The 26,341-nt window shown below is 57.7% G+C and carries 26 protein-coding genes, 1 tRNA gene and 1 pseudogene; 11 read left to right on the top strand and 17 right to left on the bottom strand.

Translation table 11 applies throughout. The features are described 5' to 3' along the window. The 5 genes from EKM88_RS07705 to EKM88_RS07685 form a co-directional block, all read right to left on the bottom strand. Positions 1-333, bottom strand: a complete 333-nt coding sequence (locus tag EKM88_RS07705; RefSeq protein WP_125704858.1) for a PadR family transcriptional regulator — start codon at positions 331-333, stop codon at positions 1-3. A 113-nt stretch (positions 334-446) separates the two neighbouring features. After that, positions 447-914 (bottom strand): GNAT family N-acetyltransferase, encoded by a 468-nt coding sequence (locus EKM88_RS07700; protein WP_125704855.1) that lies wholly within the window; start codon positions 912-914, stop codon positions 447-449. Positions 915-971: 57 nt separating this feature from the next. After that, positions 972-1,421 carry a tRNA (adenosine(37)-N6)-threonylcarbamoyltransferase complex ATPase subunit type 1 TsaE gene (gene tsaE, locus EKM88_RS07695; RefSeq protein WP_125704853.1) on the bottom strand — a complete coding sequence of 150 codons (450 nt, stop codon included), beginning with the start codon at positions 1,419-1,421 and terminating at the stop codon, positions 972-974. An 8-nt stretch (positions 1,422-1,429) separates the two neighbouring features. Then, positions 1,430-2,407, bottom strand: a complete 978-nt coding sequence (gene pta / locus EKM88_RS07690; protein ID WP_125704851.1) for a phosphate acetyltransferase — start codon at positions 2,405-2,407, stop codon at positions 1,430-1,432. Positions 2,408-2,500: 93 nt separating this feature from the next. After that, positions 2,501-3,184: a uracil-DNA glycosylase gene (locus tag EKM88_RS07685; RefSeq protein WP_125704849.1), complete on the bottom strand. Its 684-nt coding sequence runs from the start codon at positions 3,182-3,184 to the stop codon at positions 2,501-2,503. A gap of 119 nt (positions 3,185-3,303) precedes the next feature. Between EKM88_RS07685 and EKM88_RS07680 the strand changes: the two genes are divergently transcribed. Together EKM88_RS07680 and EKM88_RS07675 are read left to right on the top strand one after the other, a co-directional pair. After that, positions 3,304-4,182 carry a Cof-type HAD-IIB family hydrolase gene (locus EKM88_RS07680; RefSeq protein ID WP_125704847.1) on the top strand — a complete coding sequence of 293 codons (879 nt, stop codon included), beginning with the start codon at positions 3,304-3,306 and terminating at the stop codon, positions 4,180-4,182. An 11-nt stretch (positions 4,183-4,193) separates the two neighbouring features. Further along, positions 4,194-4,709 carry an LURP-one-related/scramblase family protein gene (locus EKM88_RS07675; RefSeq protein WP_125704845.1) on the top strand — a complete coding sequence of 172 codons (516 nt, stop codon included), beginning with the start codon at positions 4,194-4,196 and terminating at the stop codon, positions 4,707-4,709. A 357-nt stretch (positions 4,710-5,066) separates the two neighbouring features. Here EKM88_RS07675 and EKM88_RS07670 read toward each other — a convergent pair whose 3' ends face one another. Continuing rightward, positions 5,067-5,630: a GNAT family N-acetyltransferase gene (locus tag EKM88_RS07670; RefSeq protein ID WP_125704843.1), complete on the bottom strand. Its 564-nt coding sequence runs from the start codon at positions 5,628-5,630 to the stop codon at positions 5,067-5,069. A 467-nt stretch (positions 5,631-6,097) separates the two neighbouring features. On the opposite strand from EKM88_RS07670, the gene EKM88_RS07665 reads away from it, so the two are divergent. From EKM88_RS07665 to EKM88_RS13320, 6 genes are all read left to right on the top strand, one after another. Then, positions 6,098-7,177, top strand: coding sequence for an ABC transporter ATP-binding protein (locus EKM88_RS07665; protein ID WP_164512045.1), 1,080 nt, complete (start codon positions 6,098-6,100; stop codon positions 7,175-7,177). Then, the gene (locus tag EKM88_RS07660) at positions 7,167-8,060 is read left to right on the top strand and encodes a carbohydrate ABC transporter permease (RefSeq protein ID WP_125704838.1); all 894 of its coding nucleotides are present in this window, start codon (positions 7,167-7,169) and stop codon (positions 8,058-8,060) included. Before EKM88_RS07665 ends, EKM88_RS07660 begins: the two co-directional genes overlap by 11 nt. Before the next feature lie 9 nt (positions 8,061-8,069). After that, the gene (locus tag EKM88_RS07655) at positions 8,070-8,891 is read left to right on the top strand and encodes a carbohydrate ABC transporter permease (RefSeq protein WP_125704836.1); all 822 of its coding nucleotides are present in this window, start codon (positions 8,070-8,072) and stop codon (positions 8,889-8,891) included. Between the two features lie 9 nt (positions 8,892-8,900). Next, a complete protein-coding gene (locus tag EKM88_RS07650; protein ID WP_125704834.1) occupies positions 8,901-10,205 on the top strand; it encodes an ABC transporter substrate-binding protein in 1,305 nt (434 codons plus the stop codon). 161 nt (positions 10,206-10,366) lie between these two features. Further along, on the top strand, positions 10,367-11,599 hold the full coding sequence (locus tag EKM88_RS07645; protein WP_125704832.1) for an MBL fold metallo-hydrolase: 1,233 nt from the start codon (positions 10,367-10,369) through the stop codon (positions 11,597-11,599). A gap of 112 nt (positions 11,600-11,711) precedes the next feature. Continuing rightward, a complete protein-coding gene (locus EKM88_RS13320; protein WP_164512044.1) occupies positions 11,712-11,882 on the top strand; it encodes a hypothetical protein in 171 nt (56 codons plus the stop codon). Between the two features lie 202 nt (positions 11,883-12,084). Here the strand turns inward: EKM88_RS13320 and EKM88_RS07640 are convergent, their stop codons facing one another. From EKM88_RS07640 to EKM88_RS07595, 10 genes are all read right to left on the bottom strand, one after another. Then, positions 12,085-12,402: a hypothetical protein gene (locus EKM88_RS07640; protein WP_125704830.1), complete on the bottom strand. Its 318-nt coding sequence runs from the start codon at positions 12,400-12,402 to the stop codon at positions 12,085-12,087. Between the two features lie 124 nt (positions 12,403-12,526). After that, complete coding sequence (smpB, locus tag EKM88_RS07635; protein ID WP_125704827.1) at positions 12,527-13,000, bottom strand: SsrA-binding protein SmpB; 474 nt, start codon at positions 12,998-13,000, stop codon at positions 12,527-12,529. 24 nt (positions 13,001-13,024) lie between these two features. Next, the gene (gene rnr / locus EKM88_RS07630; protein ID WP_125704825.1) at positions 13,025-15,469 is read right to left on the bottom strand and encodes a ribonuclease R; all 2,445 of its coding nucleotides are present in this window, start codon (positions 15,467-15,469) and stop codon (positions 13,025-13,027) included. 106 nt (positions 15,470-15,575) lie between these two features. Further along, positions 15,576-15,812 (bottom strand): preprotein translocase subunit SecG, encoded by a 237-nt coding sequence (gene secG, locus EKM88_RS07625; RefSeq protein ID WP_125704823.1) that lies wholly within the window; start codon positions 15,810-15,812, stop codon positions 15,576-15,578. 85 nt (positions 15,813-15,897) lie between these two features. Next, a complete protein-coding gene (locus EKM88_RS07620) occupies positions 15,898-17,454 on the bottom strand; it encodes a ClC family H(+)/Cl(-) exchange transporter (protein WP_318530867.1) in 1,557 nt (518 codons plus the stop codon). 502 nt (positions 17,455-17,956) lie between these two features. Continuing rightward, positions 17,957-19,261, bottom strand: coding sequence for a phosphopyruvate hydratase (gene eno / locus EKM88_RS07615; RefSeq protein ID WP_125704819.1), 1,305 nt, complete (start codon positions 19,259-19,261; stop codon positions 17,957-17,959). 158 nt (positions 19,262-19,419) lie between these two features. Beyond that, the gene (gene tpiA / locus EKM88_RS07610) at positions 19,420-20,175 is read right to left on the bottom strand and encodes a triose-phosphate isomerase (protein WP_125704817.1); all 756 of its coding nucleotides are present in this window, start codon (positions 20,173-20,175) and stop codon (positions 19,420-19,422) included. A gap of 140 nt (positions 20,176-20,315) precedes the next feature. Then, positions 20,316-21,506, bottom strand: coding sequence for a phosphoglycerate kinase (locus EKM88_RS07605; protein WP_125704815.1), 1,191 nt, complete (start codon positions 21,504-21,506; stop codon positions 20,316-20,318). Positions 21,507-21,716: 210 nt separating this feature from the next. Further along, positions 21,717-22,739 carry a type I glyceraldehyde-3-phosphate dehydrogenase gene (gap, locus tag EKM88_RS07600; protein ID WP_125704813.1) on the bottom strand — a complete coding sequence of 341 codons (1,023 nt, stop codon included), beginning with the start codon at positions 22,737-22,739 and terminating at the stop codon, positions 21,717-21,719. Between the two features lie 37 nt (positions 22,740-22,776). Beyond that, a complete protein-coding gene (locus EKM88_RS07595) occupies positions 22,777-23,814 on the bottom strand; it encodes a sugar-binding transcriptional regulator (protein WP_125704810.1) in 1,038 nt (345 codons plus the stop codon). A 372-nt stretch (positions 23,815-24,186) separates the two neighbouring features. Between EKM88_RS07595 and EKM88_RS07590 the strand changes: the two genes are divergently transcribed. From EKM88_RS07590 to EKM88_RS07580, 3 genes are all read left to right on the top strand, one after another. Beyond that, positions 24,187-24,258, top strand: a tRNA-Arg gene (locus tag EKM88_RS07590). A 292-nt stretch (positions 24,259-24,550) separates the two neighbouring features. Continuing rightward, positions 24,551-25,000 (top strand): hypothetical protein, encoded by a 450-nt coding sequence (locus EKM88_RS07585; protein WP_125704808.1) that lies wholly within the window; start codon positions 24,551-24,553, stop codon positions 24,998-25,000. A gap of 155 nt (positions 25,001-25,155) precedes the next feature. After that, positions 25,156-25,749: an ATP-dependent Clp protease proteolytic subunit gene (locus tag EKM88_RS07580; protein WP_125704806.1), complete on the top strand. Its 594-nt coding sequence runs from the start codon at positions 25,156-25,158 to the stop codon at positions 25,747-25,749. A gap of 133 nt (positions 25,750-25,882) precedes the next feature. Here the strand turns inward: EKM88_RS07580 and EKM88_RS07575 are convergent. After that, a pseudogene (locus EKM88_RS07575) lies at positions 25,883-26,331 on the bottom strand (MarR family winged helix-turn-helix transcriptional regulator). Between the last annotated feature and the right edge of the window lie 10 nt (positions 26,332-26,341).

Below are 26,341 nucleotides of genomic sequence, written 5' to 3'. Positions count from 1 at the left end.
TTACCCCTGCTGCGTTTGAATTAAGGCAGCCATGGCCGCCACCAACTGTTCCCACTCCGGTAAAAAGGCGGTGACCTGCGCTCGCCCAGTGGCGGTCACCTGGTAATACTTGCGGTCCGGCCCCGTCGTTGACGCGTGGCGCTGGGCCGTGATCAGGCCGTTGCGCTGCAACTTCAGCAACAGCGGGTACACGGTCCCCTCGGGGATCGGTCCAAACCCCGCCGTGGCCAGCTGCTGCATCAGCGCGTAGCCGTAAGTCTCCCCTTGCGCGATGATCATCAGAATCGCATTTTCAAGCGTACCCTTGAGCAACTGCGAAGAAATTTTGGTCATGTCGCCCTCCTGCCTTCTACTTTGCAAGACAAAGTATAGAACGTCCCCACTACTTTGTAAAGCAATGTATCAAAAAACCGCCACGCCCAACTGGCGTGACGGCTTCACTTCGGTTATCGCGATTTAAGCGACTGAATCATAATCAGACATGGGTTCCACGCATCCCAAAGCGTCGGGAAAACCTCAAGCGGCGCAAACCCCATTGCCGTATAAAATGCGATGGTCTCATCATACTGGGGGTAATGGCCCGGCGCCACCGTCTTGACCTGCAAGAACTGATACTTTTCGCGGGCAACGGTCTTTAATGTGGTCACGAGCTGACGGCCGATGCCTTGACGCTGATAAGCTTTGCGAATCCCCATACAACTGATTTCGCCAGTCATTGGACTCGTTTCATTCAAATCAATGAATCCCACCACCGTTGCGCCGGACTGCGCCACCCAAAGCGGCAAGTGCGCCGCTTCATCGATATACTCCTGGGTCGATTCTGGGAGACCAAACCACTCGGGCAGCTCCGCCAGCACCATGGCGACGGCTTCCCGCCGTTTTCTCGGCTCACTTTCCTGCTGAATCGTAATCATTCGTTGCCCCCTTGACTCAAAAAGACGCGCGTCCTCACAGACACACGTCTTTTCAGGTTACCCGATCGTGGCGAACCGTTCGGCCGCCCGCGGCCCCACTGGCTCAAAGGTCAGGGTCCGCCGGTTATCGTCATCTGGATCTTTGAGGAAGTGAATCAGCAGGTAATCCTCTGGCATCGCCTCACCCAAGAAATCCGGCCACTCGACCACACTGACCCCATCGCCCTCGAAGTACTCCTCAAGGCCCAAGTCACCGGCCCCGCCGTCTTCCAGGCGGTAGAGATCCACGTGATACAGCGGTAGGCGACCGGCCTGGTACTCGCGAATGATCGTGAAGGTCGGGCTCTTGATGTAGTCCGTAATGCCCAGCCCCTTGGCGAGGCCCTTGGTAAAACTGGTTTTGCCCGCCCCCAAGTCACCGTCTAACAGCAACACATCCCCGGCGTGTAGCGCGGGGGCGAGCTGTTCAGCGAACGCTTGCAGGGCTGATTCATTCCGAAAATCCATGTGCACTCCTAGTCTGTGATGTTCTGGGCGGCGGTGATGATCGCCAGCTTGTAGACGTCTTCCTCATTGGCACCGCGAGACAGGTCCGCGACAGGCGCGTTCAGCCCTTGCAGGATCGGGCCAATGGCTTCGAAGCCGCCGAAGCGCTGGGCGATCTTGTAGCCGATGTTGCCGGCCTGCAAGTCTGGGAAGATGAAGACGTTGGCATTGCCGGCCACGTCAGAGTCCGGGGCCTTGAGCTTCGCCACGGATGGCACGAAGGCGGCGTCGAACTGCAGCTCGCCGTCCAGCGCCAGGTCCGGCGCCAGCTCGTGGGCGATCTTGGTCGCTTCAACGACTTTGTCCACCTGCGGCGCCTTGGCGGACCCCTTAGTGGAGAAGCTCAGCAGTGCCACTTTCGGATCGATGTCAAACAACTTGGCCGTGCGCGCGGACTCAACGGCGATTTCCGCCAATTCCTGCGCATTCGGGTCGATGTTGATGGCATTGTCGGCGAACAGGTAACGCTCATCGCGCCCGCGTTGCATGATGAAGGCCCCACTGATGCGAGAAGCATCCGGGCGCGTCTTCACGATCTGCAGTGCTGGCCGCACGGTGTCGGCGGTGGAATGCACCGCGCCGCTGACCATCCCGTTGGCGAGGCCCATGTAAACCAGCATCGTGCCGAAGTAGTTCGGGTCCTGCACGATCGTGTCGGCCTGCTCCGGCGTTGCCTTGCCCTTGCGGCGGTCAACGAAGGCCGCCGCCATTTCGGCGTGGATCGGGTCGGTGGCTGGGTCGCGCAGGGTGACTTTGCTCAGGTCAAAGCCCTTGTCGGTTGCCACCGCGGTGATGGCCGCCGTGTCGCCGAGCAGGATCGGCTTGAGCAAGCCGTCCGCCGCCAGCCGCACCGCAGCGCCGATGATGCGCGGATCGTTGCCTTCAGGGAAAACGATGGTCAGGTCCTTACCGTTGATCTTTTGCTTCAAACTATCAAATAAATCCAAAAGGTGTCCCTCCAATGTGATGGTCATGTTAGCGTATTCACGCTTCGGTGATTATCATACCAGTCCACTCGATGAGCGGCAATCCTGACCGCGCTAAACCGTCGGATCTGCGGGCAGCCGCCAGTCGATCGGGGCCTCATTCATCGCTTCCAACAGCGCGTTGGTCTGCGAGAATGGCTTGCTCCCGAAAAAGCCGCGGTACGCCGACAAGGGGCTGGGGTGCACCGAGCTGATGATGCGGTTCTTGTTGCGGTCAATGAGCGCCGCTTTGGCCTTCGCCGCGCTGCCCCACAGGATGAACACCACCCCGCCTCGGTCAGACAAAGCGGCGATCGCAGCGTCGGTCAGTGTCTCCCATCCCTGATGCTGGTGGGAATTGGCCTGCCCAGCCCGCACGGTCAGCACCGCGTTCAACAGGAGCACGCCTTGGTCGGCCCATGCCTTCAAGTAGCCGTGGCGCACCGGCGCAATGCCGAGGTCGTCTTGCAGTTCCTTGTAAATGTTTTGCAACGACGGCGGCAGCGGTACGCTCGGGCTGACCGCAAAGCTGGCCCCTACAGCCTGGTTGGGCCCATGATACGGGTCCTGCCCCAGAATGACGACCTTCGTGGCCGCAAACGGCGTCCACTCGAACGCCTGAAAAATGTGGTGCATCTCCGGGTAAATCGTCTGCGTCTGGTACTCCTGCTTCAAAAACGCGTGCAATCGCCCATACTCCGGCCCCGCAAACACCGGTGCCAGCACTGTCTGCCAATCATTATGAATCAAGGTCTTCACCCGCTCGCCTCCCCGTTCCAATTGCCTCTAGTGTACAAAAGCCCCAGGGCCTTGGCTACCGAATGAAGCGAATTCATGTTATTCTTTAGGTAATATTGCATCTATTATGGAGGACAATCATGATCAAACTCATCGCGTCAGACATGGATGGCACGCTACTCAACGACAAGATGCAAGTCAGCGCAGGCAACGCGGCGGCAATTAAGGCCGCCCAGGCAGCCGGGATCGAGTTCATGGTCGCCACCGGGCGCAACATCACGGAGGCCAAGCCCCTGATCGAAGAACACGGCCTGACCACCGCCTTCATCGCCCTGAATGGTGCGCGCGTGTACAACGAGGCCGGTGAGCTAAAGGTCGATGTGCCGCTGGGGGCGGACATCCTGCCCCAGATCGTTCAGATTTTACAGGCCCGCCACATTTACTTTGAGCTGGTGACCGCCAAGGGCGTGGTGTCCGACAACAAAGTGGCCCGCATCCAAAACGTGGCGGACCTGCTCGTCAACCTGAACCCCGACACCACGTACAAAATCGCGGTCGCCTTGGCCGCCGCACGCCTTGAGCTGATGAACATCACTTATGTTGACGACTACGCGCCGATCCTTGCTGATCCCACCACCGAGGTGATGAAGATCATCGCCTTTTCAAGCGAGGGCCAGGCCGCCTTGGCCGAACCACAGGCGTTGCTTGAGGCCACCGGGCGCCTCGTGGTCACCTCGAGCGCCCGCACGAACATCGAGATCAACGACATCAAGGCGCAAAAAGGCTTTGCCGTGCAGGCGTACGCCGCCCAGCAAGGCATCACGATGGATGAGGTGATGACCATCGGCGACAACCTGAACGACGCCTCCATGATCCGCATGGCCAAGTACGGGGTCGCGATGGGCAATGCCATTCCAGCCATCAAGGACTTGGCGTGGACCACCACCGCCATCAACACCGAAGACGGGGTGGCGCAGGCGATCACCAAGGCCATCGCCCTGAACGCAAGCGAAAAGTGAGATGATGGGTCATGCAGTTTTACATCGATGCGCAAGCCCTGCGTGACGGGGGCATGACGGTGGTGAAGGACGCCGAGATGACGCCGACCTACATCCTGACCGGCCGCCACGGCTTGGCCAATGAGGGGTTCAACCTGAACGCCATCAGCGGTGACGCCATCGGCAGCATCCGCCAGCAAACCGTCGGCTTCTTCCCCCGCTACGACCTGTCCGTCCACCGCCAGCGCGTGGGGTCCGTGCAAAAAGTGATCGGTTTGTGGCACGAATTCGTCTTCGTGTCCGACCTGAACTGGATGATCATCGGGAACCTGCTGGCCAACGAGTACCACATCTACCACGGCGTCAAAACGGTCACCACCATCGCGGCAGTCGGTGCCGCCACCGGCACGACCTTCCAAGTGGACATCCGCCGCCAAGCGGACGTTCCAGCCGGGCTCCTCATCGCCGCGATCCTCGACCGCTGGCGCCAGTCCGCCCTGCGCACGCCGCTGATGCGGCCCACCCCGGGGGTCAGCTACGGCGTCTGATGCTGGCAACCTTGCACCCGAATATCAAGCGAAGGGGCCGAGACATAATCAACGGCCCAAGAATGAGCCACGACTATTCTAGAACAGTACGAGACGAAAAGCGACGCCCTAGCCGTATAGGCAAGGCCTCCCACAAAACCTGAGTTCGGGTTTTGCAGGAGGCCTTGCCTATACTCTGGGCTAAAACCGCTTTTCGTCTCAGCCTCTTCGCTTTGTCTCATCTGAGCAATTCATTGAACATCGTGCACGCTGGCGTTGCTCACACGCTGGCACGCACGCCGCCACCCGCCGGAGCTGGAAGTGTCACTGGCTGGACCGGCGTCCGGGATTTTAGAACACGCCCCACCGATGTTTTGCTTAGATCGCCTTGGTCATATGGTTATAGCGATGCGCGCCGATCATCAGCTCACCGGTTTTGGCGTATCCCACCTTGCGATACAGGTGCTCGGCGCGCGGGTTGGCCTGGTCCACGTTGAGCGACAGCAGCCGCTCGCCGCGCGCGCGCAGTAGCGGTTCCACGCCGGTCAAAAGGGTCGTGCCGACCCCGTACCCTTGAGCGCTTGGGGCCACCGCCAGCGTATCGACATACCATTCCCCGACCGCCGTTTCGGTGTCCGGAAACAGTTCCTGATCTTCGCGCAAGCCCACCTGTGGCAGCAGGGGCGCAAAGGCATCGTCGATGTGCGCCTCCAGCGCATGCGGGTACCCGACGAGGATGCCATCGACCCCGGCCGCCCCTTCATGGACAAAGGTCTGCGGGTACCCATAACGATAATCTTTCAACAGGAAGGCCTGCTCGAACACGGCGAACAGCTTTTCATCTGGCATCGCCATCAGCTCAGGCACTTCCATCTCTTCAAACACAATATTGATCAGCGGGACCACAGCATGTGCGTCCGCCGGCGTGGCTGGTCGAATCATTTTTCATCACGGCGTCTGCCCGCGGGGCCGCGCCGCCGTGATTTCCCTCCTTCACACACGGCCCCACCTCAGGCTTGGCCTCAGTATAACACACCCCCTGGTGGTGACTTGACGACAATCCAGGCGATAAATTTAGCCGCGTGGTTAATGCCCGCAACCGTTGTCAGACCGGGGCTTTCAAATCAGCGTGACAGGTTATCAGATTGGTGCACACAAATATAACTTTATTCGGAGAATATTTTATTGATAAACGGCTGATTATTACTGGCGACCCCCGGTGGCGGTCAATAGTCGGCGACGGCGATTTTTCATTCGCCGTTAGAGTAAAATAATCAGCCGAAATATCGATTCAATCAAGCCAAAACAATCCTTTTGACTAGCCACAACATCTTGTGTGCGGCGACGTTCTTTGCTACCATTGCGGTGGTGACATCCGACGGCACTGATGGCACTAGACCGATCTACAGATGAAGGAGCGAACCGGGTTGAAAGTAACGTTTAAAGACGTCACTTTGTCCTACGACGGCAAAAAAGACACCCTGAAGCATCTCAATTTTGAGATTCCGGATGGGTCCCTTGTTTCCCTCTTAGGCCCAAGTGGCGGTGGCAAGACAACGACCCTGAACCTGATTTCAGGATTGCTGCCCGCGACCAAGGGGCAGATTTTTTTTGGCGACGATGACGTGACCAAAAAAGACGCCCTGGCGCGCAAAGTCGGCATGGTCTTCCAAAACTATGCCCTGTACCCGCACCTGAGCGTGCGCGATAACATCGCATTTCCGCTCAAGATGCAAAAAGTCAAGAAGGCCGAGCGCTACAAGCGCGCGGAGGAGCTGGCCAAGCTGGTGCACGTCGACGATCAGCTCGACAAGAAGCCCGGCGAGCTCTCCGGTGGGCAACAACAGCGTGTCGCCATTGCGCGCGCGCTGGCGAAGTCCCCGTCCCTGCTGCTCCTCGACGAACCGCTGTCGAACCTCGATGCGCGCCTGCGGATCGAGATGCGTCAGGAGATTCGTCGCATTCAGCGCGAAACCGGCGTGACTACGATTTTCGTCACCCATGACCAGGATGAAGCCCTGCACATCTCGGACAACATCATGGTCTTGGCTCACGGCACGATTCAGCAGTTCAGTACCCCAACGGCGCTGTACGAAGAACCGAGCAACCTGTTCGTGGCGAAGTTCATCGGCGAGCCGGTCATTAACACCCTGCCAGCCGAAGCGCTCAAGGCCGACCTGGTCGCCAGCGTGCCGGCAAGCATCCTTGCGCGCGCCGTCACCGCTGGCGTTCGCAGCGAAGCGATCGTGCCGTTCGATAACGGCCAAGGTATGGTCGCGGCCATTCACGCGGGCCTGCGTCACGCGCAAAAGTACGGCCGCGAAGCCACGGCCGAGCTCAGCTACAACGGTGAGGTGCTGCTGTCCACCGAAATGGCGGACCTGCCGCAAGCCCAGACGGAAGGCGATTTCTTCCTGACGAAAGCGGGGTTCTTCCTCTTTGATGAGGCCGGCGCCTTGATCTTTGGCGGTGACAGCCATGATCAATGAGAAACCGACGATCAAATCCTCGCTGAAGGCCCTGCTGTACCTCCTCCCGATGCTGGTGATTACCGTGATGTTCAACATCTGGCCGATCATCTCCAGCTTCCTGATGAGTTTTTACAAGGATTACAATTTCTACACGGATGAGGTGGGCGGCCTCGGGTTCGATAACTTCCTGTACCTATGGAACGATCCGGACTTTCACCTAGCCGTGCGCAACACCCTGATTTTCGTTGCTGGCGTGGTGCCGACCACCGTCATCTTGTCGCTGGTCATCGCCTTGCTACTCAACCAGATCAAGGTGTTCTCAGGCTTTTTCCGCACCGTTTACTTCCTGCCGTTCGTCACGAGCACCGTTGCGATCGCGATGGTGTGGAACTGGATCTATCACTCCGATTACGGGCTGATGAACTACTTCCTTGGGTTCTTCGGGGTGCACCCGATCAACTGGCTGACGAACCCGCACTACTCGCTGCTCGCCCTGATCATCATGAGTATCTGGAAGGGGCTGGGGTTCAACATCATTCTGTTCCTCGTGGGGCTGAATAACATCGACAAGGGCTACTACAACGCGGCCGAAATCGATGGGGCCAACGCCCTTCAGCGCTTCTGGAACGTCACGATCCCCCTGTTGTCGCCGATCACCTTCTTGGTGTCGGTCAACGGCATTATCGGCTCCTTCAAGGTCTTCGATCAGATCTTCGCCTTGTTCCAAGGGACCCCTGGCCCCGGCAAGGCCGACTTGACCATCGTGTATTACCTCTACCAGAAGTTCTACACGGAATACAAGTACCCAGTCGCAGCGGCCAGCGGCGTTGTCCTGTTCTTCCTCATCTTGCTCGTGACCCTCGTTCAGATGTGGTACTCGCGCAAGCATGTGCACTACTAGGAGGGCGCTATGGCTAAAAAACTGAGTAAGATCCTGTTATACGCAATTGTGACCCTGGGCGCCATCACGATGCTGATCCCATTTCTGTGGATGCTGTCCACCTCGCTCAAGACCGCACCTGAAACCATCAAGGTGCCCCCGATCTGGATCCCGAAGTCCCTGCAGTGGGGCAACTACATCAAGGCCTGGAGCGAAGCCCCGTTTGCCCGCTACTTCGTCAACAGCGTGGTCGTTACCAGTGTCACCACGGTCGGCCAGCTGTTCACGAGTATCCTCGCCGCGTTCGCCTTCGCGCGGCTGAAGTTCTTCGGCAAGAACCTGATTTTCGTCATCTTTTTAGGGACGATGATGATTCCAGGCGAAATGCTGATCATTCCCAACTTTGTGACCCTATCCAAGCTCGGGATGATCGACCACTACGCGGCGCTCATCGTGCCGTGGCTGGCCAGCTTCTTCACCGTCTTTACGCTTCGGCAAGCGTTCCAGTCCACCCCAGAGCAGATCTATTACGCCGCCAAAATGGACGGTGCGACAGACTGGAAGTACCTCTGGACCGTGCTGGTGCCGATGAGTAAATCGACCATCACTGCCGTCACCGTACTTCAAGTCATCGGCTCATGGAATGCCTTCATGTGGCCGTTGATCGTCACCAACACCGAAACGATGCGCACACTGCCGGTGGGGCTGCAAGCCTTCACCACGGATGCCGGCACAGAGTACCAGTTACTCATGGCGGCCTCCACGTTCGTCATCATTCCGATGGTGATCCTGTACATGTTCCTACAAAAATACATTATTGCTGGTATTTCCAAGGCTGGATTGAAAGGATGAGTACGACTCATGAAAAAGACTGTTTGGGGAAAGTCATTACTCGGCATTTCTGCATTGGCACTGGGCCTGACCCTTGCCGGTTGCAGCACTGGCAAAACTGCCGATAAGTCAACGAGTGACAAGAAGGTCACCATTACCTTCTGGCACGGCATGAACGGCCCTTACGCTAAGGCGCTGGATAGCATCATCAAAGACTTCAATGGCTCCCAAGATAAGTACGTTGTGAAGGGCACGGCGCAAGGCGACTACACCGCTTTGCAGCAAAAGATCATGGCTGGCGCCAAGAGTAAGAGCCTGCCAACGATCTCACAGACTACCTACACCACGGTCCCAGATTACGTGAAGAATGGCTTCATCACCCCACTTGATCCGTACATGATCGACGGGGCTGACAAGCTGTCCGCGAGCGACCTGAAGGACATCTACCCGGCCTTCATCTCAAGCTCCAAGTATCAGGGCAAGTACTACTCCATTCCATTCTCCAAGTCCACGCGGATCATGTACTACAACAAGACGCTGATGGACCAGCTCGGCGTTAAGATGCCGAAGAGCTGGGAAGACATCCAAGCGATGGCCCCTGCTTTGAAAGCCAAGGGCGTGATGGCCGTTGGGTTTGACAAGTCCTTCGACATGGAACTCGAAGGCTTGGCCCGCCAGGCCGGCAACGCGCTGGTGGCGACGAAAGGCAAGTCCTTCCAGGCCAACCTCAACACCAAGCAAACACTTGAAGCGACCCACTTCATCTGGGATATGATCCAAAAGGGTGAAGCCAAGACCGCCGGTGAAGACATCTACGGCGACAAGGCCTTCACCTCTGGTAAGACCCTGTTCTACGTTGGGTCCTCCGCTGGGGTCTCCCACATGAAGACCGGCGCCCCGAAAGATCTTGACTGGGGCACGATGCCACTGCCAACCTACAAGGGCAAGTCTGCGACGGAACTGGCCGGCAACGATATCGTGATGTTCAAGTCCGCTTCCACCGACCAGCAAAAAGGCGCCTGGGCCTTCATGAAGTTCCTGATGAGCAAGAAGGAAACCATCAAGTGGGCAGAAGCCACGGGTTACGTACCGTTGCGCAAGTCTGCCGTTCAAGATGCCGACTTCCAGGCCTTCCTGAAGAAGGACCCCACCTCTGAAGCATCCGTCAAGTCCCTGCCAGGTGGCTTCCAATCCACCGCATTCATCGGCTTCACGGAATACCGCAACAACCTGCTGAGCGCCGTTGACGCGATGCTGACCAAGAGCGAGACGCCAGAAAAAGCCATGGGTGACCTGCAGACCAAGACGAAGCAGATCATCAAGGATAACAACTAGCCAGCACTTTCCCTCACTGCTTTGGCGTAAGCAATGGGCAACCGCCTCCCCTGACCGGGCGGCGGTTTTTTATTTGGGTGCGCAAGCCCACCCTCGCTACCCCTGCCGTTCTGTGCTACATTAAACTGTTACCCCGGTTCCAATTCAGAAAGGAAGGTTCCATGACACAAGTCAGATTTTTGAACGGCCTCAACACGATCGGCGGCAACATCGTCGAATTCACCAAGGGCGACAGCCGCATCCTGATGGACTTCGGCGTGGCCGCTGACCTCACCGATGAAACGGTGGCCAGCGCCATCGCGGCGGGCAAGTTGCCCAACGTCCCCGAGTTGCTACTGCCCGACCAGCCCAAGCGCTTTGCCCACGAGGCCATCTTCATCTCCCACCTGCACATCGACCACATGGGCGCCTTGCAGTACTTGCAGACAGATATTCCCGTGTACCTCAGCGCCCCGAGCTACCACCTGTATCAGCTCCTGATCGATGCCGGCATCGAAAAGCCAGTCGCCAATCTTCATCCGATGGCGTTTGACACGCCGGTTCAGGTCGGCGCGTTCAGCGTGACCGGGTTTGCTTCCGACCACGATGAACCCGGTATCATGGCGCTTTTGGTCTCCGACGGTCGACGGGCTTATGCGCATTCCGGGGATGTGCGCCTCGATGGGCCGCACCGCGACCGCGTGCTGGCCTGGGCCAAGCAGATGGCCGACCAGAAGCTCGCGATGTTCATGCTTGAGGGCACCACCTACTCCTTTGACACTGCAACACCGGTTGAGGATCAGGCCCACCCCAGCGCCCCGCTGACCGAGATGGCCCTGCAGACCCGGCTTGTTGAACTACTGCAGGCCGCCCCGGCGCTGGTGGTCATCAACCCCTATCAGCGCAATTACGAGCGCCTGGCCGCGATTCAGACAGCGGCACATAAGGCTGGTCGCAAAATGGTGTGGGAGCCCACAGACGCGCGCATTTTGCGTAAAATGACCGGCCTGACCCCCGACCTCATCATCGGGGAGACGATCACTCTGGCCGAACTGGCGCAAACACCCACCGCCTACCTGCTGGAAACGACCTTCGCGCACCGCGACTGGCTCACCCAACTGCCTGTCAGCAACTACCTGCACAGCAACGGCGAACCGCTGGGTGATTACGATCCCCGCTTCAAGCAGCTGCAGGACTTTTTGGCGGCCCAGCAGATCCCGCTGACCTTCCTGTCCTGCTCCGGACACGCCACGCGTGAGGACCTCGTCACCCTGGCCCAGCTTGTCGCGCCGCAGCTCGTGATCCCATGGCACAGCTTCCACCCCGAGCGCGAGGCCGAAGCGTTGGATGCACAGACGCGCGCAGAGGTGCTGATGCCCGAAAAGGACTTGTACTACACGCTGGATGAGGACTAGCGCATCTCAGCTTGACGCCCCTAAAAAAGGCGTCCTCGGCCTTAGGTCACGAAAGCTGATTGAACGCCTTAACGAAAAGGGTTACAATTCAATCAAAAAGTTGGGTTTACTGATGAATAATGACACCACACGCTTTATCGTGAGCGAGATTGCGGCAGTTCTGCTCGTAATCGGCATTTACTTGAAACGCCACGATCATTTCATCGTGGGCCAGCGGCTGGTTCGGTTAGGGACGATCGGCGTCATAATTGGGGTCGGCTTGTGGATTTTGGCGGGCGCGTAGCCTGGTATCCCCATCAACAAAGGTACAACGGCGAAGGACCCCGAACTGCATCATGCAGTCCGGAGCCCTTCGCCGCTTTCGCTTTTATCTCCTGTGACTCGTCACGCCTAACTAGCATCAACAGACGGCCCAGACGCACGCCCTTAGCATCTTGTCGCACCTTCAATGCCCAGTGTCTTCGGCTGGTACGCGTTCGCCCCAATCAGTCATCAAACAAGTCAAGCGTGGCAAAGCTCAGCCCCACCCGCTTGACCGTGTACGTGTCGAGCGCAAAATCGCCACTGCCATCACGGTTGCGCGGCCCCGGCCGGACCTCATACAGCCGGTGGTCCGGCACATCCGCAGCCGTTTTTTTCACAACGATATCCGCGGTCACCGCGGCGAGCGGGTGTCCCATCGTCAGGAGGCGACACCGGACGGCCAGATTCGGCGTGGCGTGGCCTACCAAGAAGCTGACCATGAGCGCGATCTCAATGGTGAGCAAAATTCGATTCAAGCGTCCCCGCGTATGCCGTGTCATGTTTGATCCCCTTCGCTGATCGGTCGTTAAGTTAATGCTAGGATAACATATATTAATCGCTTTCACAGCACAATCAGGGCGCCTGGCACGGCACGAAAAAAACGCCTCACACGGAGGCGTCTTCCTAGTACCGTTCCTTCATCGCCCGGGCGATGTCGCGCTTTTGGTCCTTTTGCTTCAAGGCCTCGCGCTTATCGTAGAGCTTCTTCCCTTGGGCAACGCCGATCAGCACCTTCGCATAGCCGTGCTTCAGGTACGCTTTCAGCGGCACGATGGTCAGGCCCTGCTGGGTCAAAGCGACTTCCAGCTTGCGGATCTCGCGCTTGTGCAACAGCAGCTTGCGGTTGCGCAGCGGGTCGACGTTGAACTGGTTGCCTTCCTTGTAGGGGGTGATGTGGACGTTTTCGAGCCAGGCCTCACCGTTGCGCACGCGGGCGAAGCCATCCTTGAGGTTAAGCTTGCCGGCGCGCACGGACTTGATCTCCGTGCCGGTCAGCGCGATGCCCGCCTCGTAGGTCTCTAAAATATTGTAATCGTGGCGCGCCTTCTTGTTCTGCGCCAGCAGATTATCGGGCTTGGGTTGCATCTTTTTCGCCATGGTCACACCTTCTTTGCCAAAATGCTAGTGCTTGTTCCGATTCCCGTTACGGTTCTGATTGCTGTTGCACAGCTGGTTGCCGATGGTGTTGCCAAATCCTCGGCCGTTGCCATGCCCTTGGCTCGGCCCGTTGCCGCCACGCCCGCCGTTGCGGTTACCATTCCCAGGCCGGTTTTGGCCGCCGCGGTTCTGGTTGTTGCCGCCGCGCCGATCCGGGCGGCCCTGGCCGCCGTTGCCGCGCCCGCGGCTATTGCTTTCGGCCAACGCGATGACATCCGCGTCTGCGGTTGGCGTGTTGCTGTCAGCGATCAGGGAGAAGTCGACCTGGCGCTGCTCCACGTCCACGTTGTCGAGCTTGACGCGCAACGGCTGGCCGATGCGGTAGATGTGGTGCGTGCGCGAGCCGACCAGCGCCATCTGGCTTTCAACGAAGGCGTAGTAGTCGTCGCTCATGCGGGTGATGTGCACGAGGCCTTCCACTGTGTTCGGCAGGGCCACGAACATCCCGAAGCTGGTGACGCCGCTGACCACGGCATCGAACTCGTCACCCACCTTGTCGGCCATGAACTCGGCCTTCTTCAGGTCGTCCACGGCGCGCTCAGCGTCGATGCTGTGCCGCTCACGCGTGGAGGCCTGCACGGCGATGGCCGGCAGCTTCTCCGCCCACTTGGCTTGGATGCCTTCCCCGGTGCCCTGTTCGGCGTAAGCGCGAATCAACCGGTGCACGATCAGATCCGGGTAGCGGCGGATCGGGCTGGTGAAGTGCGTGTAGTACTCGGCCGCGATCCCGAAGTGCCCGAGCGGGTCTTCGGAGTAGCGCGCCTGCTTGAGGCTGCGCAGCATCTTGACGTTGACCATCATCTCTTCCGGCGTGCCGGACACCTGCGTGTTGACGTCTTGCAGCATCTTCGGGGTGACCTTGGTGCCTTTTTTGATCGGCACATTCAGGCCAAAGGTCGCCAAGAAGTCGATGAAGTCCTTGATGCGGTCGTCGTCCGGGGTTTCGTGGATCCGGTACAGGAACGGCAGGTGCAGTTTGCTGTAGTGTTCCGCCACCGTTTCATTGGCCTGGAGCATGAAGCTTTCGATCATGCGCTCGGACAGGCCGCGGTCGCGTAGCACGATGTCGGTTGGGTGCCCGTTTTCGTCCACGATGATCTTGGCTTCGTTTTCTTCAAAATCGATGGCGCCGCGATTATGGCGCATGCTGTACAGCACCTCATGCATCTGGCCCATCAGCTCCAGCATCGGCACCAGGTCGGCGTACTGCGCGCGCAGAGCCTCGTCCTTGTCGGTCAGGATCTTGTTGACGTTGTTGTAAGTCAAGCGCCCGTGCGAACGGATCACGCTCTGGTAGATATCGTGGCTGACCACGTGGCCGCTTGGGTCGATCTCCATATCACAGGACATCGCGAGGCGGTCCACGTCTGGGTTCAGCGAACAGATACCGTTACTGAGGCGGAACGGCAGCATCGGAATGACGCGGTCGACCAGATACGTGGAAGTCCCACGGTCATAGGTCTCCTTGTCGAGCGCGGAGCCTTCCGTGACGTAGTAGGACACGTCAGCGATGTGCACGCCGAGGTGGTAGTTGCCGTTGGGCAGCTGCCAAGCCACGACGGCATCATCAAAGTCCTTGCTATCATCGCCGTCAATGGTGACCACCGGCTGATCCGTGATGTCGCGGCGGCCGAGGCGGTCAGCCTCGGTGACGTGGTCCGGGATCTCATTAGCCTGCGCCATGGCGTCTTCCGGATACTCGACGTGGATGTCGTTTTGCAGCACTAGGGACATGATGTCGACGCCGGGATCGTTTTTGTTCCCGAGGTCGGACTCGATCATCCCCAGCATTGCAGCCGGACGCGCCGGCTCTGGGTAGGCCGTGATGATGACCTGCAGCATGTCACCCAGCTGCGGGGTGATGCCGGTGTCTTTGACCAGCACCGGGTAGCGCTTCATCTTCTTTTCGTGGCTGGTGACGCTCCCGATGAAGCCGGTGCGGGCGCGCTCGCCGTCAGACAGCGGCGTGTATTCGCCAACCAGGCGGGTGATCTTGCGCTCCACAACGCGCACGACCTCCCCTTCCGGGCCGCGGGTGTCACCGGGGGCCGGCTGGCGGGTCACATGGACCTCGACCGTGTCGCCGTCCAGGGCAAAATTGGTGCTTGGCGGGGCGATGAAGACGTCGTTGTCCTGGTCTTCCACCGCAACGAAGCCGAAGCCTTTTTCGTTGCCGTGGAACACGCCAAGCATCGACGCTGGCTTGCTGCCAAGCAGGTACAAGTCATCTTGGTTCTGGTGGATCAGGTTGTCGTTCAAAAGCGCCTCGAGCGCCTGGACCAACACCTTGAAGTCCGCGGCATCACTCAACTTGAGCGCCCGCTTCAGTGAATCGATCGAAAACCCGATCTGTGGGTTTCGCCGGAATGCGGCGAGTAATTCATTGCGCATGTGGCCAACTGTGGTCATAACTGTCCCTCGTTTTCTCTTTGTGCTGATCGGTTAATTGGTTGCAGCAGGCCGGCCAGTAGTCGACCTCCAAAAAAAGCCCCCTGTTTCTGACAGGAGACCTTCGTTAGTGGGATGACAGATACACTAAGGCAAGCGATAAACCGAAGAAGAACACGCCGAGTACGACGGTCACTTTTTCCATAAATGCTTCGAATCCCCGCGATTTTTGCTTACCGAACAAGTCGGTGGCACCGCCTGATAATGCGCTCAGCGCATCCTGTTGCTTACTTGGTTGCATTAATGTCGCGATCACGATCAGAATTGAATCGATAATAAGTAGCGTTGTCAGAAGACTCTGCAAGTCTTTCCCTCCCTTGCGAAAACCTACTAATAGTAGCCTATCACAAAAGGCGCCCGGTGACTAGAAAAGCTTTCACAAACCCGCGTCATTCCGCCGCCTGATCCGTGGCCGCGGCGAGCTTGGCCGCCTTGGCGTGGATCTGCGCCCGCACGGCCGAGCGCTTGCTGGCATCGGTCAACAGCACGAGCGTGTCGCCGGCGCGGATCACGGTGTCCCCGTGCGGCAGCACACTTTCCTCCCCGCGACGGATACTCATCAGCAGCGTCTGCTTCGGCCAAGCGAAATCGCGTACCTGCATCCCCTCCAGCGTGCTCCCTTCAAACACCGGCAGCTCCAGGCGGTCCATACGGCGGATCGACTCGATCTGCTTGGGCACGGTCAGCCGCTGCAACAGCGACTCGTAGATCGGTGCGCCGCCCAGCACGTCGACCACGATGTAGGCGACCAGCGCAAGCACCGCCATCGCCATCAGATTCGTCAGGTTGCCGACCATCTCCGTGATCAGCAGGATCGCCGTGAACGGCGCCTTCCCGATGCCGGCGAAGTAGCCCGCCATGGCAAAAATGATCAGGTTCATCACATACACTTGCGGTAGCCACCCGATCTGCGCCATGAACACCGCGTACACCGCGCCGATGACCGCGCCCAGGCTCAGGATCGGCAAGAAGATCCCACCGGGTAACCCTGAGCCATACGACACCATCGAAAACACGAAGCGTACCACCAGCAGCGCGAGCAGCAGGCCCACGGTCGGCAGCCGATCGCCGAAACTGATGATCAGGCCATTCCCCCCGCCGAGGATCTGCGGGGCCACCAGTCCGATCGGGATCACCAGCAAGAATGGCACGAGCCCCTGATACGCGCGCGGAATGTGTGTTTTGGCGTATAGCGCCGGCATCGCCAGCAGCACCCGCTGATAGAGAAAGCCCAGCAGGCCCAGCACCACGCCGAGCAGCAGCAGGTGCCAGTACAGCGTGACCGGCAACGGCTTCGTGTACACCAGATGTAGCACCGGCACCTCGCCAAACACGTTCAGCGAGATGAAGTTCGCCCCGATGGCACTGGCCAGACTCGTGATCCACACCAGTGGGCTGAAGTTGTGGTAAACCTCCTCCAGGACAAACATGGTGCCGGCGATCGGCGCGTTGAACGCCGCGGCCAGCCCGCCGGCTGCCCCAGCAACGATCATGATGCGGCGGTCCGAGCCGGTGCGGTGGAACCCGTGCGCCACGCCTTGACCCACCGCGGCGCCGAGCTGAATCGAGGGCCCTTCACGCCCGAGGAACAGGCCGGGCCCGATCCCCAAAACGCCTGCCACGAATTTTTTCCACAAGATCGACCACCAGTTGAAGTCAAGCTCGCCTTGCAGCTGGCCTTCGACCTGCGGAATACCGGAGCCCGAAATGTTCGGGTCGCTTTTGAGTAGCTGCGCGATGAGCAGCGCTAGACCGATGCTGACCAGTACCACCACGCTGATGCTCGCGACGCTTGCGTGACGATAGACCCCCTGCATGAACACCAGCATACGCTCAATGCTCAGGCGGAACAGCGAAATGACCACCCCAGTCAACAGGCCCACGAACAACCCCTGAAGCACGAAGCGCAGTCGCGTCGGGTCCACATGTTTTTTCACGGTGTTCAAGCCGCCACCTCCGAAGTTTCTTTCACTTTCCAGTATACACGCCATGGCCAGCCTGCCAAACCAATGCGCGCAAAAAAACGTGTCACCGACGCGTTTTCACTGATTCTTGGTCAGGCCTTACCCGCGCAAAGTAGCCCCCACGTTCAAGCCACGTACAGCAGGAGTCCGTCGCCGCCAAACCCAGTGCGTATCTCGCGATTCGTCAGCGCGAAGACGATGCCAAGGGACAGCCGCGATCACCAGGCTTCAGTTGGTTGATCAGCCGGTCTAAGGCGGTTAGTTTCGCGAGATGCTTGGTCATCGTTGGCGATCCTCCCATTAGTTAGTTTTGCTAGGTACCGAAAGCATCCCGCGCACAACCTGACCGGTAAAGCCGGCACGGCATTTTCTTTAACGGTCGCCGCGCCGACACACCGCATGCGCGCCAGACCGCCACCAACGAACCCAACACCTGTGGCACAAAAAAAGCGCCTCTCGGTAAGAGAGGCGCTTCAGGGTAAGACTAGTCGATGGCCTTAACGTTGTAGAAGGACTTGCGGCCCTTGTACAAGGAGGAAGCACCGAGTTCGTCTTCGATCCGCATGAGCTGGTTGTACTTCGCAATGCGGTCGGTCCGGCTCATGGAACCGGTCTTGATCTGGCCGGCGTTCGTTGCAACAACGAGGTCAGCGATCGTGGTGTCTTCGGTTTCACCGGAACGGTGGGAAACAACGGCAGTGTAGCCGGCTTCCTTCGCCATTTCGATGGCTTCGAAGGTTTCGGTCAAGGTCCCGATCTGGTTGAGCTTGATCAGGATGGAGTTCGCAACGCCCATGTCGATCCCCTTCTTCAGGTAATCGGTGTTGGTGACGAACAGGTCGTCACCGACAAGCTGAACTTTGTCGCCCAGCGTTGCGGTGATCTTCTGCCAGCCTTCCCAGTCGTTTTCGTCGATCGGGTCTTCGATCGAAACGATTGGGTACTTCGCAACGAACCCAGCGATGAGGTCGATGAACTCTTCGGTGGTGTAGGAAGTGTCAGGGTCGGACCACTTGAGGGTGTACTTCTTGGTCTCTGGGTCGTAGAACTCGGAGGAAGCCACGTCAAAGGCGATCGCAACATCTTCGCCAGGCTTGTAGCCGGCCTTTTGGATCGCTTCAACGAGGAATTCGAAGGCTTCTTCGTTGTCCTTCAGGTTAGGGGCAAAACCACCTTCGTCGCCGACAGCGGTGATGTCGCCCTTTTCCTTCAACAGCGCCTGCAGGGCGTGGAAGGTTTCGGCACCCATGCGCACTGCTTCACGCACGGACTTCGCGCCAACTGGCATGATCATGAATTCTTGGAAGTCGATCGTGTTGGTGGAGTGTGCGCCACCGTTGATAACGTTCATCATCGGGGTTGGCAGAACGTGCGCGTTCGGGCCGCCAAGGTATTGGTACAGTGGCAGACCAACTTCGGAAGCAGCGGCACGCGCAGCAGCCAGGGAAACACCCAGAATGGCGTTGGCGCCCAGCTTGCCCTTGTTCGGGGTACCGTCAAGGTCGATCATGGTTTGGTCAATGAGGCGCTGTTCGGTCACGTCAAGGCCGATAACCGCTTTGGCGATGGCGTCGTTGACGTTCGCAACGGCCTTCAGCACACCCTTGCCACCAAAACGGGACTTGTCGCCGTCACGCAGTTCAACGGCTTCGTGTTCACCGGTGGAAGCACCTGATGGAACCAGGGCACGGCCAAAGCCGCCATCTTCGGTGTACAGTTCAACTTCAACAGTCGGGTTGCCACGGGAGTCGAGGACTTCGCGGGCCAAAACATCTGTAATGATAGACATGTTTTTCTCCTTTGTTTTTGCCTAACCGGCAGTTTCGAATTTAGTTTAACACAATCCCAGTGCGCGGCGATATCCTCGCACTGGTTTCGTCGCGCTTCTCAGCGCATGAGCGTGCGGCCTAAACCAACCCTCATAACCGCGCTGACAAGCACTGGACATTAGTCGTTAAAGTTTGCCAATGCCACGAAGGATTCAGGATCCATGGACGCGCCGCCAACCAGGCCGCCGTCGATGTCTTCCTTGGCCATCAGTTCCTTGACGTTCGCTGGCTTGACGGAGCCGCCGTAAAGAATACGGATGGCGTCGCCGGTTTCAACGTCGTACAAGTTCTTGATGGTGGCACGGATGTGGGCAACCACTTCCTGTGCCTGGTCAGCGGTCGCGGTTTTGCCCGTGCCGATGGCCCAGATTGGTTCGTAAGCGACAACGCTCTTCTTCACGTCGTCTGCAGACAAGCCGGCCAGCGCTGCTTCAACTTGGGAAGCAACCCAGTCGTTGGTCTGGCCCGCTTCACGCTGCTCGAGGGTTTCGCCACAGCAGATGATCGGCAGCAAACCGTTCTTCAAGATGGCCTTAGCCTTCTTGTTGATGTCTTCGTCCGTTTCGTGGAAGTAGCCGCGACGTTCGGAGTGACCGATCACCACGTAGTCCAGACCCATTTCCTTGAGCGCCTTTGGGCTGGTTTCGCCGGTGAAGGCCCCTTCGTCTTCGAAGTAGCTGTTTTCAGCAGCGGTCTTCAAAGGTGTGCCCTTAGCGCCGGCAACCAGCGTCGTCAGGTCGATTGCAGGTGCGGCAATCACGGATTCAACAACGGAAGCATCTGGGAGCTTGCCCTTGATGCCGTCAAGGAAAGCTTGAGTTTCTTCCGGGTTCTTGTTCATTTTCCAGTTCCCGGCCATGATAGGTGTACGCATGAATTTATCTCCTTTAACGAATCGCGCATCGGCTTACCTGCAGTGCAAGCCGACCCGCAATTCACAGACTAACCAAGTGCCTCTCGGGTGCGACCCGCTCGAACACTCGGCTCAGCTAAGACGCAAGCGTCAAAGCAAGCTTACTTGTTGGTGATTGCGGCGATCCCTGGCAGTTCCTTACCTTCCAGGTATTCAAGGGAAGCACCACCACCAGTGGAGATGTGGGTGATCTTAGGTGCGATGCCAAGTTCGTTGGCCGCAGCGGTGGAGTCCCCACCACCGATGATCGTGGTCGCGTCGGTCAGTTCGCCAAGCGCCTTCCCGATTTCAAGGGTGCCCTTTGCGTAGTTTGGCATTTCGAACACACCCATTGGGCCGTTCCAAACAACGGTCTTGGCGTCGGCGAGGACCTTCTTGAAGCTTTCAACCGCCTTAGGGCCGATGTCCAGTGCCATGTAGCCGTCAGGAATGTTGCCTTCAACGACCTTGTGTGGGGCATCGTTGGAGAATTCGGTTGCCACCACGTTATCAACCGGCAGCACCAGCTTGTCGCCGGCTTCAGCCATGATCTGCTTGGCCAGGTCGATCTTGTCGGTTTCAACCAAGGACTTCCCAATGGAGAGACCCTTAGCTGCGTAGAAGGTGTAGGTCATCCCACCACCGACGATGATCCTGTCCGCCTTGTTGATCAAGTTGGAGATCACGCCGATCTTGTCGGAAACCTTCGCACCACCCAAGATGGCAACGAATGGGTGCCGTGGGTTTTCAACCGCGTCGCCCAAGAACTTGATTTCCTTTTCCATCAAGAAGCCAGCAGCTGCCTGTGGCATGTTGGAGGAAATCCCAACGTTGGACGCGTGGGCACGGTGCGCCGTCCCAAAGGCATCGTTGACGAACAGGTCGCCCAAGGAAGCCCAGTACTTGCCCAGTTCTGGGTCGTTCTTGGATTCCTTCTTGCCATCGAGGTCTTCAAAGCGGGTGTTTTCCATCACGAGGACGTCGCCATCGTTCATGTTGTTGATGGCGTCTTCGAGTTCCTGACCACGGGTGGCAGGCACGAAGGTCACAGGCTTCTTCAGCAGTTCGGACAGGCGTTCTGCAACTGGGCGCAGGCTCAGCTTAGCCTTATCTTCTTCGGTCTTGATGCGGCCCAAGTGGGACAGCAAGATGGCCTTGCCGCCGTTGTCGATCACGTATTGGATGGTCGGCAAAGCAGCCACGATCCGGTTGTCATCGCCGATGACACCGTCCTTGATCGGCACGTTGAAGTCAACGCGGATCAAGACTTTCTTATCTTTAACGTCTAAGTCGGAGACGATCAATTTAGCCATTAGATAAAACCCTCCTAATTTGGTTGATTCTATGTTACCAAAGCCCAGTGACTCAGCCGCGATGCTTGAATGAAGGTCCGGTAAGCCCTGCCCTCATTCAAACACCGCGGCCCAATCAGGCTGCGGTGCTGGGGGCGAACCCCTAGAAAAAAGGGCGGAGGGAGTAACTCCCTCCGCCCCCTTATTGCGGTAAAAAGTAGTTACTCTAGATTACAGAGTAGCAAACTTCAGCAGGGTACGGATCATCTGGCAAGTGAAGCCATATTCGTTGTCGTACCAAGCAACCGTCTTAACAAGTTGGTAGTCGCCGGCGGTCGTTACTTCGGTCTGGGTAGGATCGAAGATGGAGCCGTAGGTCGTACCGATGATGTCGGAAGAAACAACTTCGTCAGCGTTGTAGCCGAAGGAAGGGTTGTTTTCCGTGTGCTTCTTGATGGCTTCGTTAACTTGGTCAGCCGTCACGTTCTTGGTCTTCAGGATGGAAACCAATTCGGTCAGGGAGCCGTCAACAACAGAAACACGCTGTGCGTGACCCTGCAGCTTGCCGTTCAGTTCTGGGATAACGATACCGATCGCCTTAGCAGCACCGGTGCTGTGAGGAATCGTGTTAACCGCAGCAGAGCGTGCAGCGCGCAGGTTGCCACCGCGAACAGGGCCGTCAAGCAGCATCTGAGTGGAGGTGTAAGCGTGAACCGTGGTCATGGTACCAACTTCGATGCCGAATTCCTTGTTCAGGAAGTAAGCCATTGGTGCCAAGCAGTTGGTCGTGCAAGAACCAGCGGAAACGATCTTGTCGTCTGCGGTCAGTTCGCTGTCGTTAACGTTGTAAACGATCGTGCGGATCTTGCCAGCAGGTGCAGAGATCAGGACACGTTCTGCACCGGCATCCAAGTGAGCTTGGGCCTTTTCAGCAGAGGTGTAGAAACCGGTACATTCGAGGACGTATTGCACGCCATCTTCCTTAACCCACGGAATGTTCTGAGCTTGTGGTTCAGCATAAACGCGGTATTCCTTGCCGTTAACAACGATGCCGTTGTCGGTTGCACTAACTTCACCAGGGAAGGTGCCGTGAGTGGAATCGTACTTCAGCAGGTGTGCCAACATTGCTGGGCTGGTCAGGTCGTTGATCGCAACAACTTCGATGTCGTTGCTCTTTGCACCCAATTCGAAGATCCGGCGGAAAGCCAAACGACCGATACGGCCAAAACCATTGATACCAATTTTAACAGTCATGCTAAAATTTCCTCCTTTAGGAAATAAGAGTTTTATTCTAACGGGTCGCCCCAGTTAAAATCGCAGTTGAGGCGCCGACGTCCGTGATGAGCCACGTCCGGGCCGGCGCATTTTTCATATATGCGGCGATTGCCTTGGCTTTACTCTTGCCCCCGGCAACGGCGAACACATATGGGATATGATCAAGGTCCGGAATCTGTAAGCCGATTCTTGGGATCTTGTAGATGACCTGCCCGGCGGCGTCGAAAAACGTGCCGAAGGTTTCTGAAACCGCACTGCGCTCAACGAGCTCGCGGATGGTCTCAGCGGGCATTGACCGGCGTTTCGCCATGATCAAGGCATCACCTATACTATGAATCACTACCTGAGCGTTGTCAATCATTTGGAGGACTTCTTGGACAGCCGGCTCCTTCAACAACGGTTGGTAAGTTTTGGCGCTGACGTTTTCTGGAACGTACAGCACGCGGTAGCTACTGTCGGTGGCTTCCGCCATCGCCGCGGCCACTGAGTTGGCCTGAATCGCGACCGCTTCGCCGACGCCGCCGCGTGCTGGCACAAAGGTCAGCTCACGGCCAGCCGAGAGCTTGTAGCTCATCTGCCCGGCCACCCGCGCCATCGTTGTGCCGCCCATGACGGCGACCGTCAGCCGACCGCTGGGCAGCACCACCTGCATGGTTTGATTGAGCAGCTTGCCCATCTCATCCATCACGCGGCTACTTTGATCCGCATCGCCGTTGACGATCAGGCAATGGTCAATGCCCAGCTTAGCGGCCAGCTGCTTCTCGTCTTCCTTGAAGCCAAGCAACTGATTCATCAGCTGCTCCAGCCCTTGGAAGGCCTCGATGCCCTTGCTGGTCAGCACCATGCCGGACTTCGAACTACCGATCAGCCCCTGCTTGCGCAAAAAGTCGGTTTCAGTTCGCAACACGCGCTCCGAGATCTTCATCTGTTCAGCCAGGTTGCGACGCCCAACTGGGGCCATCCAGCTGATAAACTGAAGAATCTGATAACGCTTCGTGATAACGCCCATCATGTCCGGGGCGATGGCTTCGATCCAGGCGAATTCAGAGTGCATACTCAGCTGTCCTTCTGGCGGGTCGTTTTGTGTCCAACTGTGCCGCTGAGCGACCCAGTCAGGCCAAAAAAATTTGGGCACCCAGTTCTGTCCGGTTCCTGCCCTACCAACAAAGCTCATTATAGCAAGGAAAAAACTGGCGTGCAAGCCTTTTACCCTGCCTGACGATGCCGGTCGCAGCAACCCGAAGATTCGGTTTCCCTGCTTAATTTCTTTCGGTTTGGCATCGCTTTCGCAACGACGCACCGCCATTTCCGAAAAATCAACATTCGGTTCCGTTCTCACAAACGCTTCATTTTGGGGTGGGACGCAATTTATCCAGCCTTGCCACTTGCTTTTTCCCGCGCATTCCCGTATCATAATTGAGTACTTGCGCGGTTAGTGTAATGGATCGCACGTGAGATTCCGGTTCTCGAAATCCGGGTTCGACTCCCGGGCTGCGCATGAGATGACCGTTTAGGTCGTAATAGTACGGACTCAACGCCGAGTGATCGGCGTTTTTTTTGGCCGGAAACCCGCAAAAACAGCAAAGGTGCCCCGCCGTCGCAAAGGGTCCCGGTTGGCGGCTGCGGCAAGCGGTTGACACGGCTTGGTGCCCGCTGCCCCCGCGCACGCATGCCGCCCACTGGTTTAACGCCGCCAGCTCATGCCCCCCATGCGTGGGGCTGGTAACCCACCGCTGTTTGGGTGATAATCGAGTCAACCGGGGCTTGGCCCCACTTTTGGAGGCGTTAAAATGACTGAACCAACTCGATCGAAAACTTATGAAACCTTGTACCTCATTCTGGGGATCCTTGCCATCGTTTCCTGTGTCCCGCTCCCGGCGGTGATCAATCTGATCATGGGCCTCGCAGTATTCGGCCTCACGCTGTACATGCTGATCACGGTGCCCAAGGGTGGCAAGCGCCGGTCGACCCTGATCCTGCTGCTGGTCGCCAGCGTTCTGGAGCTCCTCTTCTACTTGATCGTGTTCGCGCTGTTTGGCGGGTTGATCGCGACCACCGCGCTGGCGGATTCTGTTGAGCACCTCAACGAGGGGCAGATGATGTCGATGGTCGCGGGCTTGCTCGGCAGCCTCGTGCTCGCCTTTGCCTCTTGGGTGGTGCGCATCGTCGGCACCGTGTTTGCCTTCATCACTTACAGCCGTGAGAAGCAGCAAGCCTTTGACGAAACGACACACGACTAACGCAGACGCCGGACCGCCGGCGTTTTTTTGTTCCTCCTAAGTGTGCTATTCTTAATCAGAAAAGTGCCAGCAAATCGTTTGACCTTTTCTGACATTAATCGTATACTTAGCACTGTACTTTTAAGAGTGCTAACTCGTAAATAGGAGGTCCAGCTATGTTAGTCCCTACCGTGATTGAACAAACCAGCCGTGGCGAACGCGCCTACGACATTTACTCACGCTTACTCAAAGACCGGATCATCATGCTTTCAGGGGAGATCAATGACCAAGTGTCCAACACGATCATTGCCCAATTGCTCTTCTTGGATGCACAAGACCCAGACAAAGACATCTACCTGTACATCAACTCTCCCGGTGGTGTGATCACCTCGGGGCTCGCGATCCTCGACACGATGAACCTGATCCACGCCGACGTTCAAACCATCGCTATTGGGATGGCGGCCTCCATGGCCTCCGTACTGCTGGCCAGTGGGAAGAAGGGCAAGCGATTCGCGCTGCCGAACTCAGAAGTCCTGATCCACCAGCCACTTGGTGGTGCGCAGGGGCAGCAAACCGAAATTGAGATCGCCGCCGAGCAGATCCTGAAGGCGCGCGTCAAACTCAACAAGATCCTGGCCGATGCCACTGGCAAGAGCATTGACGAGATCAAGAACGACACCGAACGCGATCACTACCTGACCGCGCAGGAAGCCAAGGACTACGGCTTGATCGATGATATCCTCGTCTCCAAGGACGACCAGAAGAAGTAAGCCATGACCCCCGCCGCGTGCGGGGGTTTTGCTTTGCCGCCAGAACCTGATGAACCGCCCAAGCACCACGCCAGTACACCAAAAAACCAGGTCCACCCCGTCGCCGGAGTGGGCCTGGTCTTTGGCTTGTCGGTCAACCCAGTTGCTCGTCGGGAATCGCACTGAGGTGTTCATCCACCGCATCGACCTGCGCCTTAATGGCATTGTAGTCATCCGGCGTCAGGTTCATCATCTTCGTGCAGAGCCGACGTGCTCAAAAATAGCGTCGCGCTCGTCCAGGGCCTTTTGGGTCAGTGCCACGTCAACGCGGCGCTCATCTTCCTTGGACCGGGTCCGCGTGATCCAGCCGTCTTTTTCGAGCCGCTTCATCAGCGGGGTCAACGTGCCGGAATCCAGCGCGAGCGTCTGACCCACCTCCTTGACAGACATCGTGCCGTGCTCATACAAGGACAGCAGCGTGATGTACTGCGGGTAGGTCAGCTTGAACTGACTCAGGGCCTGCGCATAAAAATGGTTGTATTGCTTCTGGGCCTTGTAGATTGAAAAACACAGCTGTTCGTCTAGCAAGATCGGTTTTACCATAGTGTTCGCC

It is taken from the genome of Lacticaseibacillus daqingensis (assembly GCF_003946115.1).
Classification (GTDB): domain Bacteria; phylum Bacillota; class Bacilli; order Lactobacillales; family Lactobacillaceae; genus Lacticaseibacillus; species Lacticaseibacillus daqingensis.
Note: the sequence above shows the minus strand (reverse complement) of the source record. Positions and strands in the feature narration are given on the sequence as shown.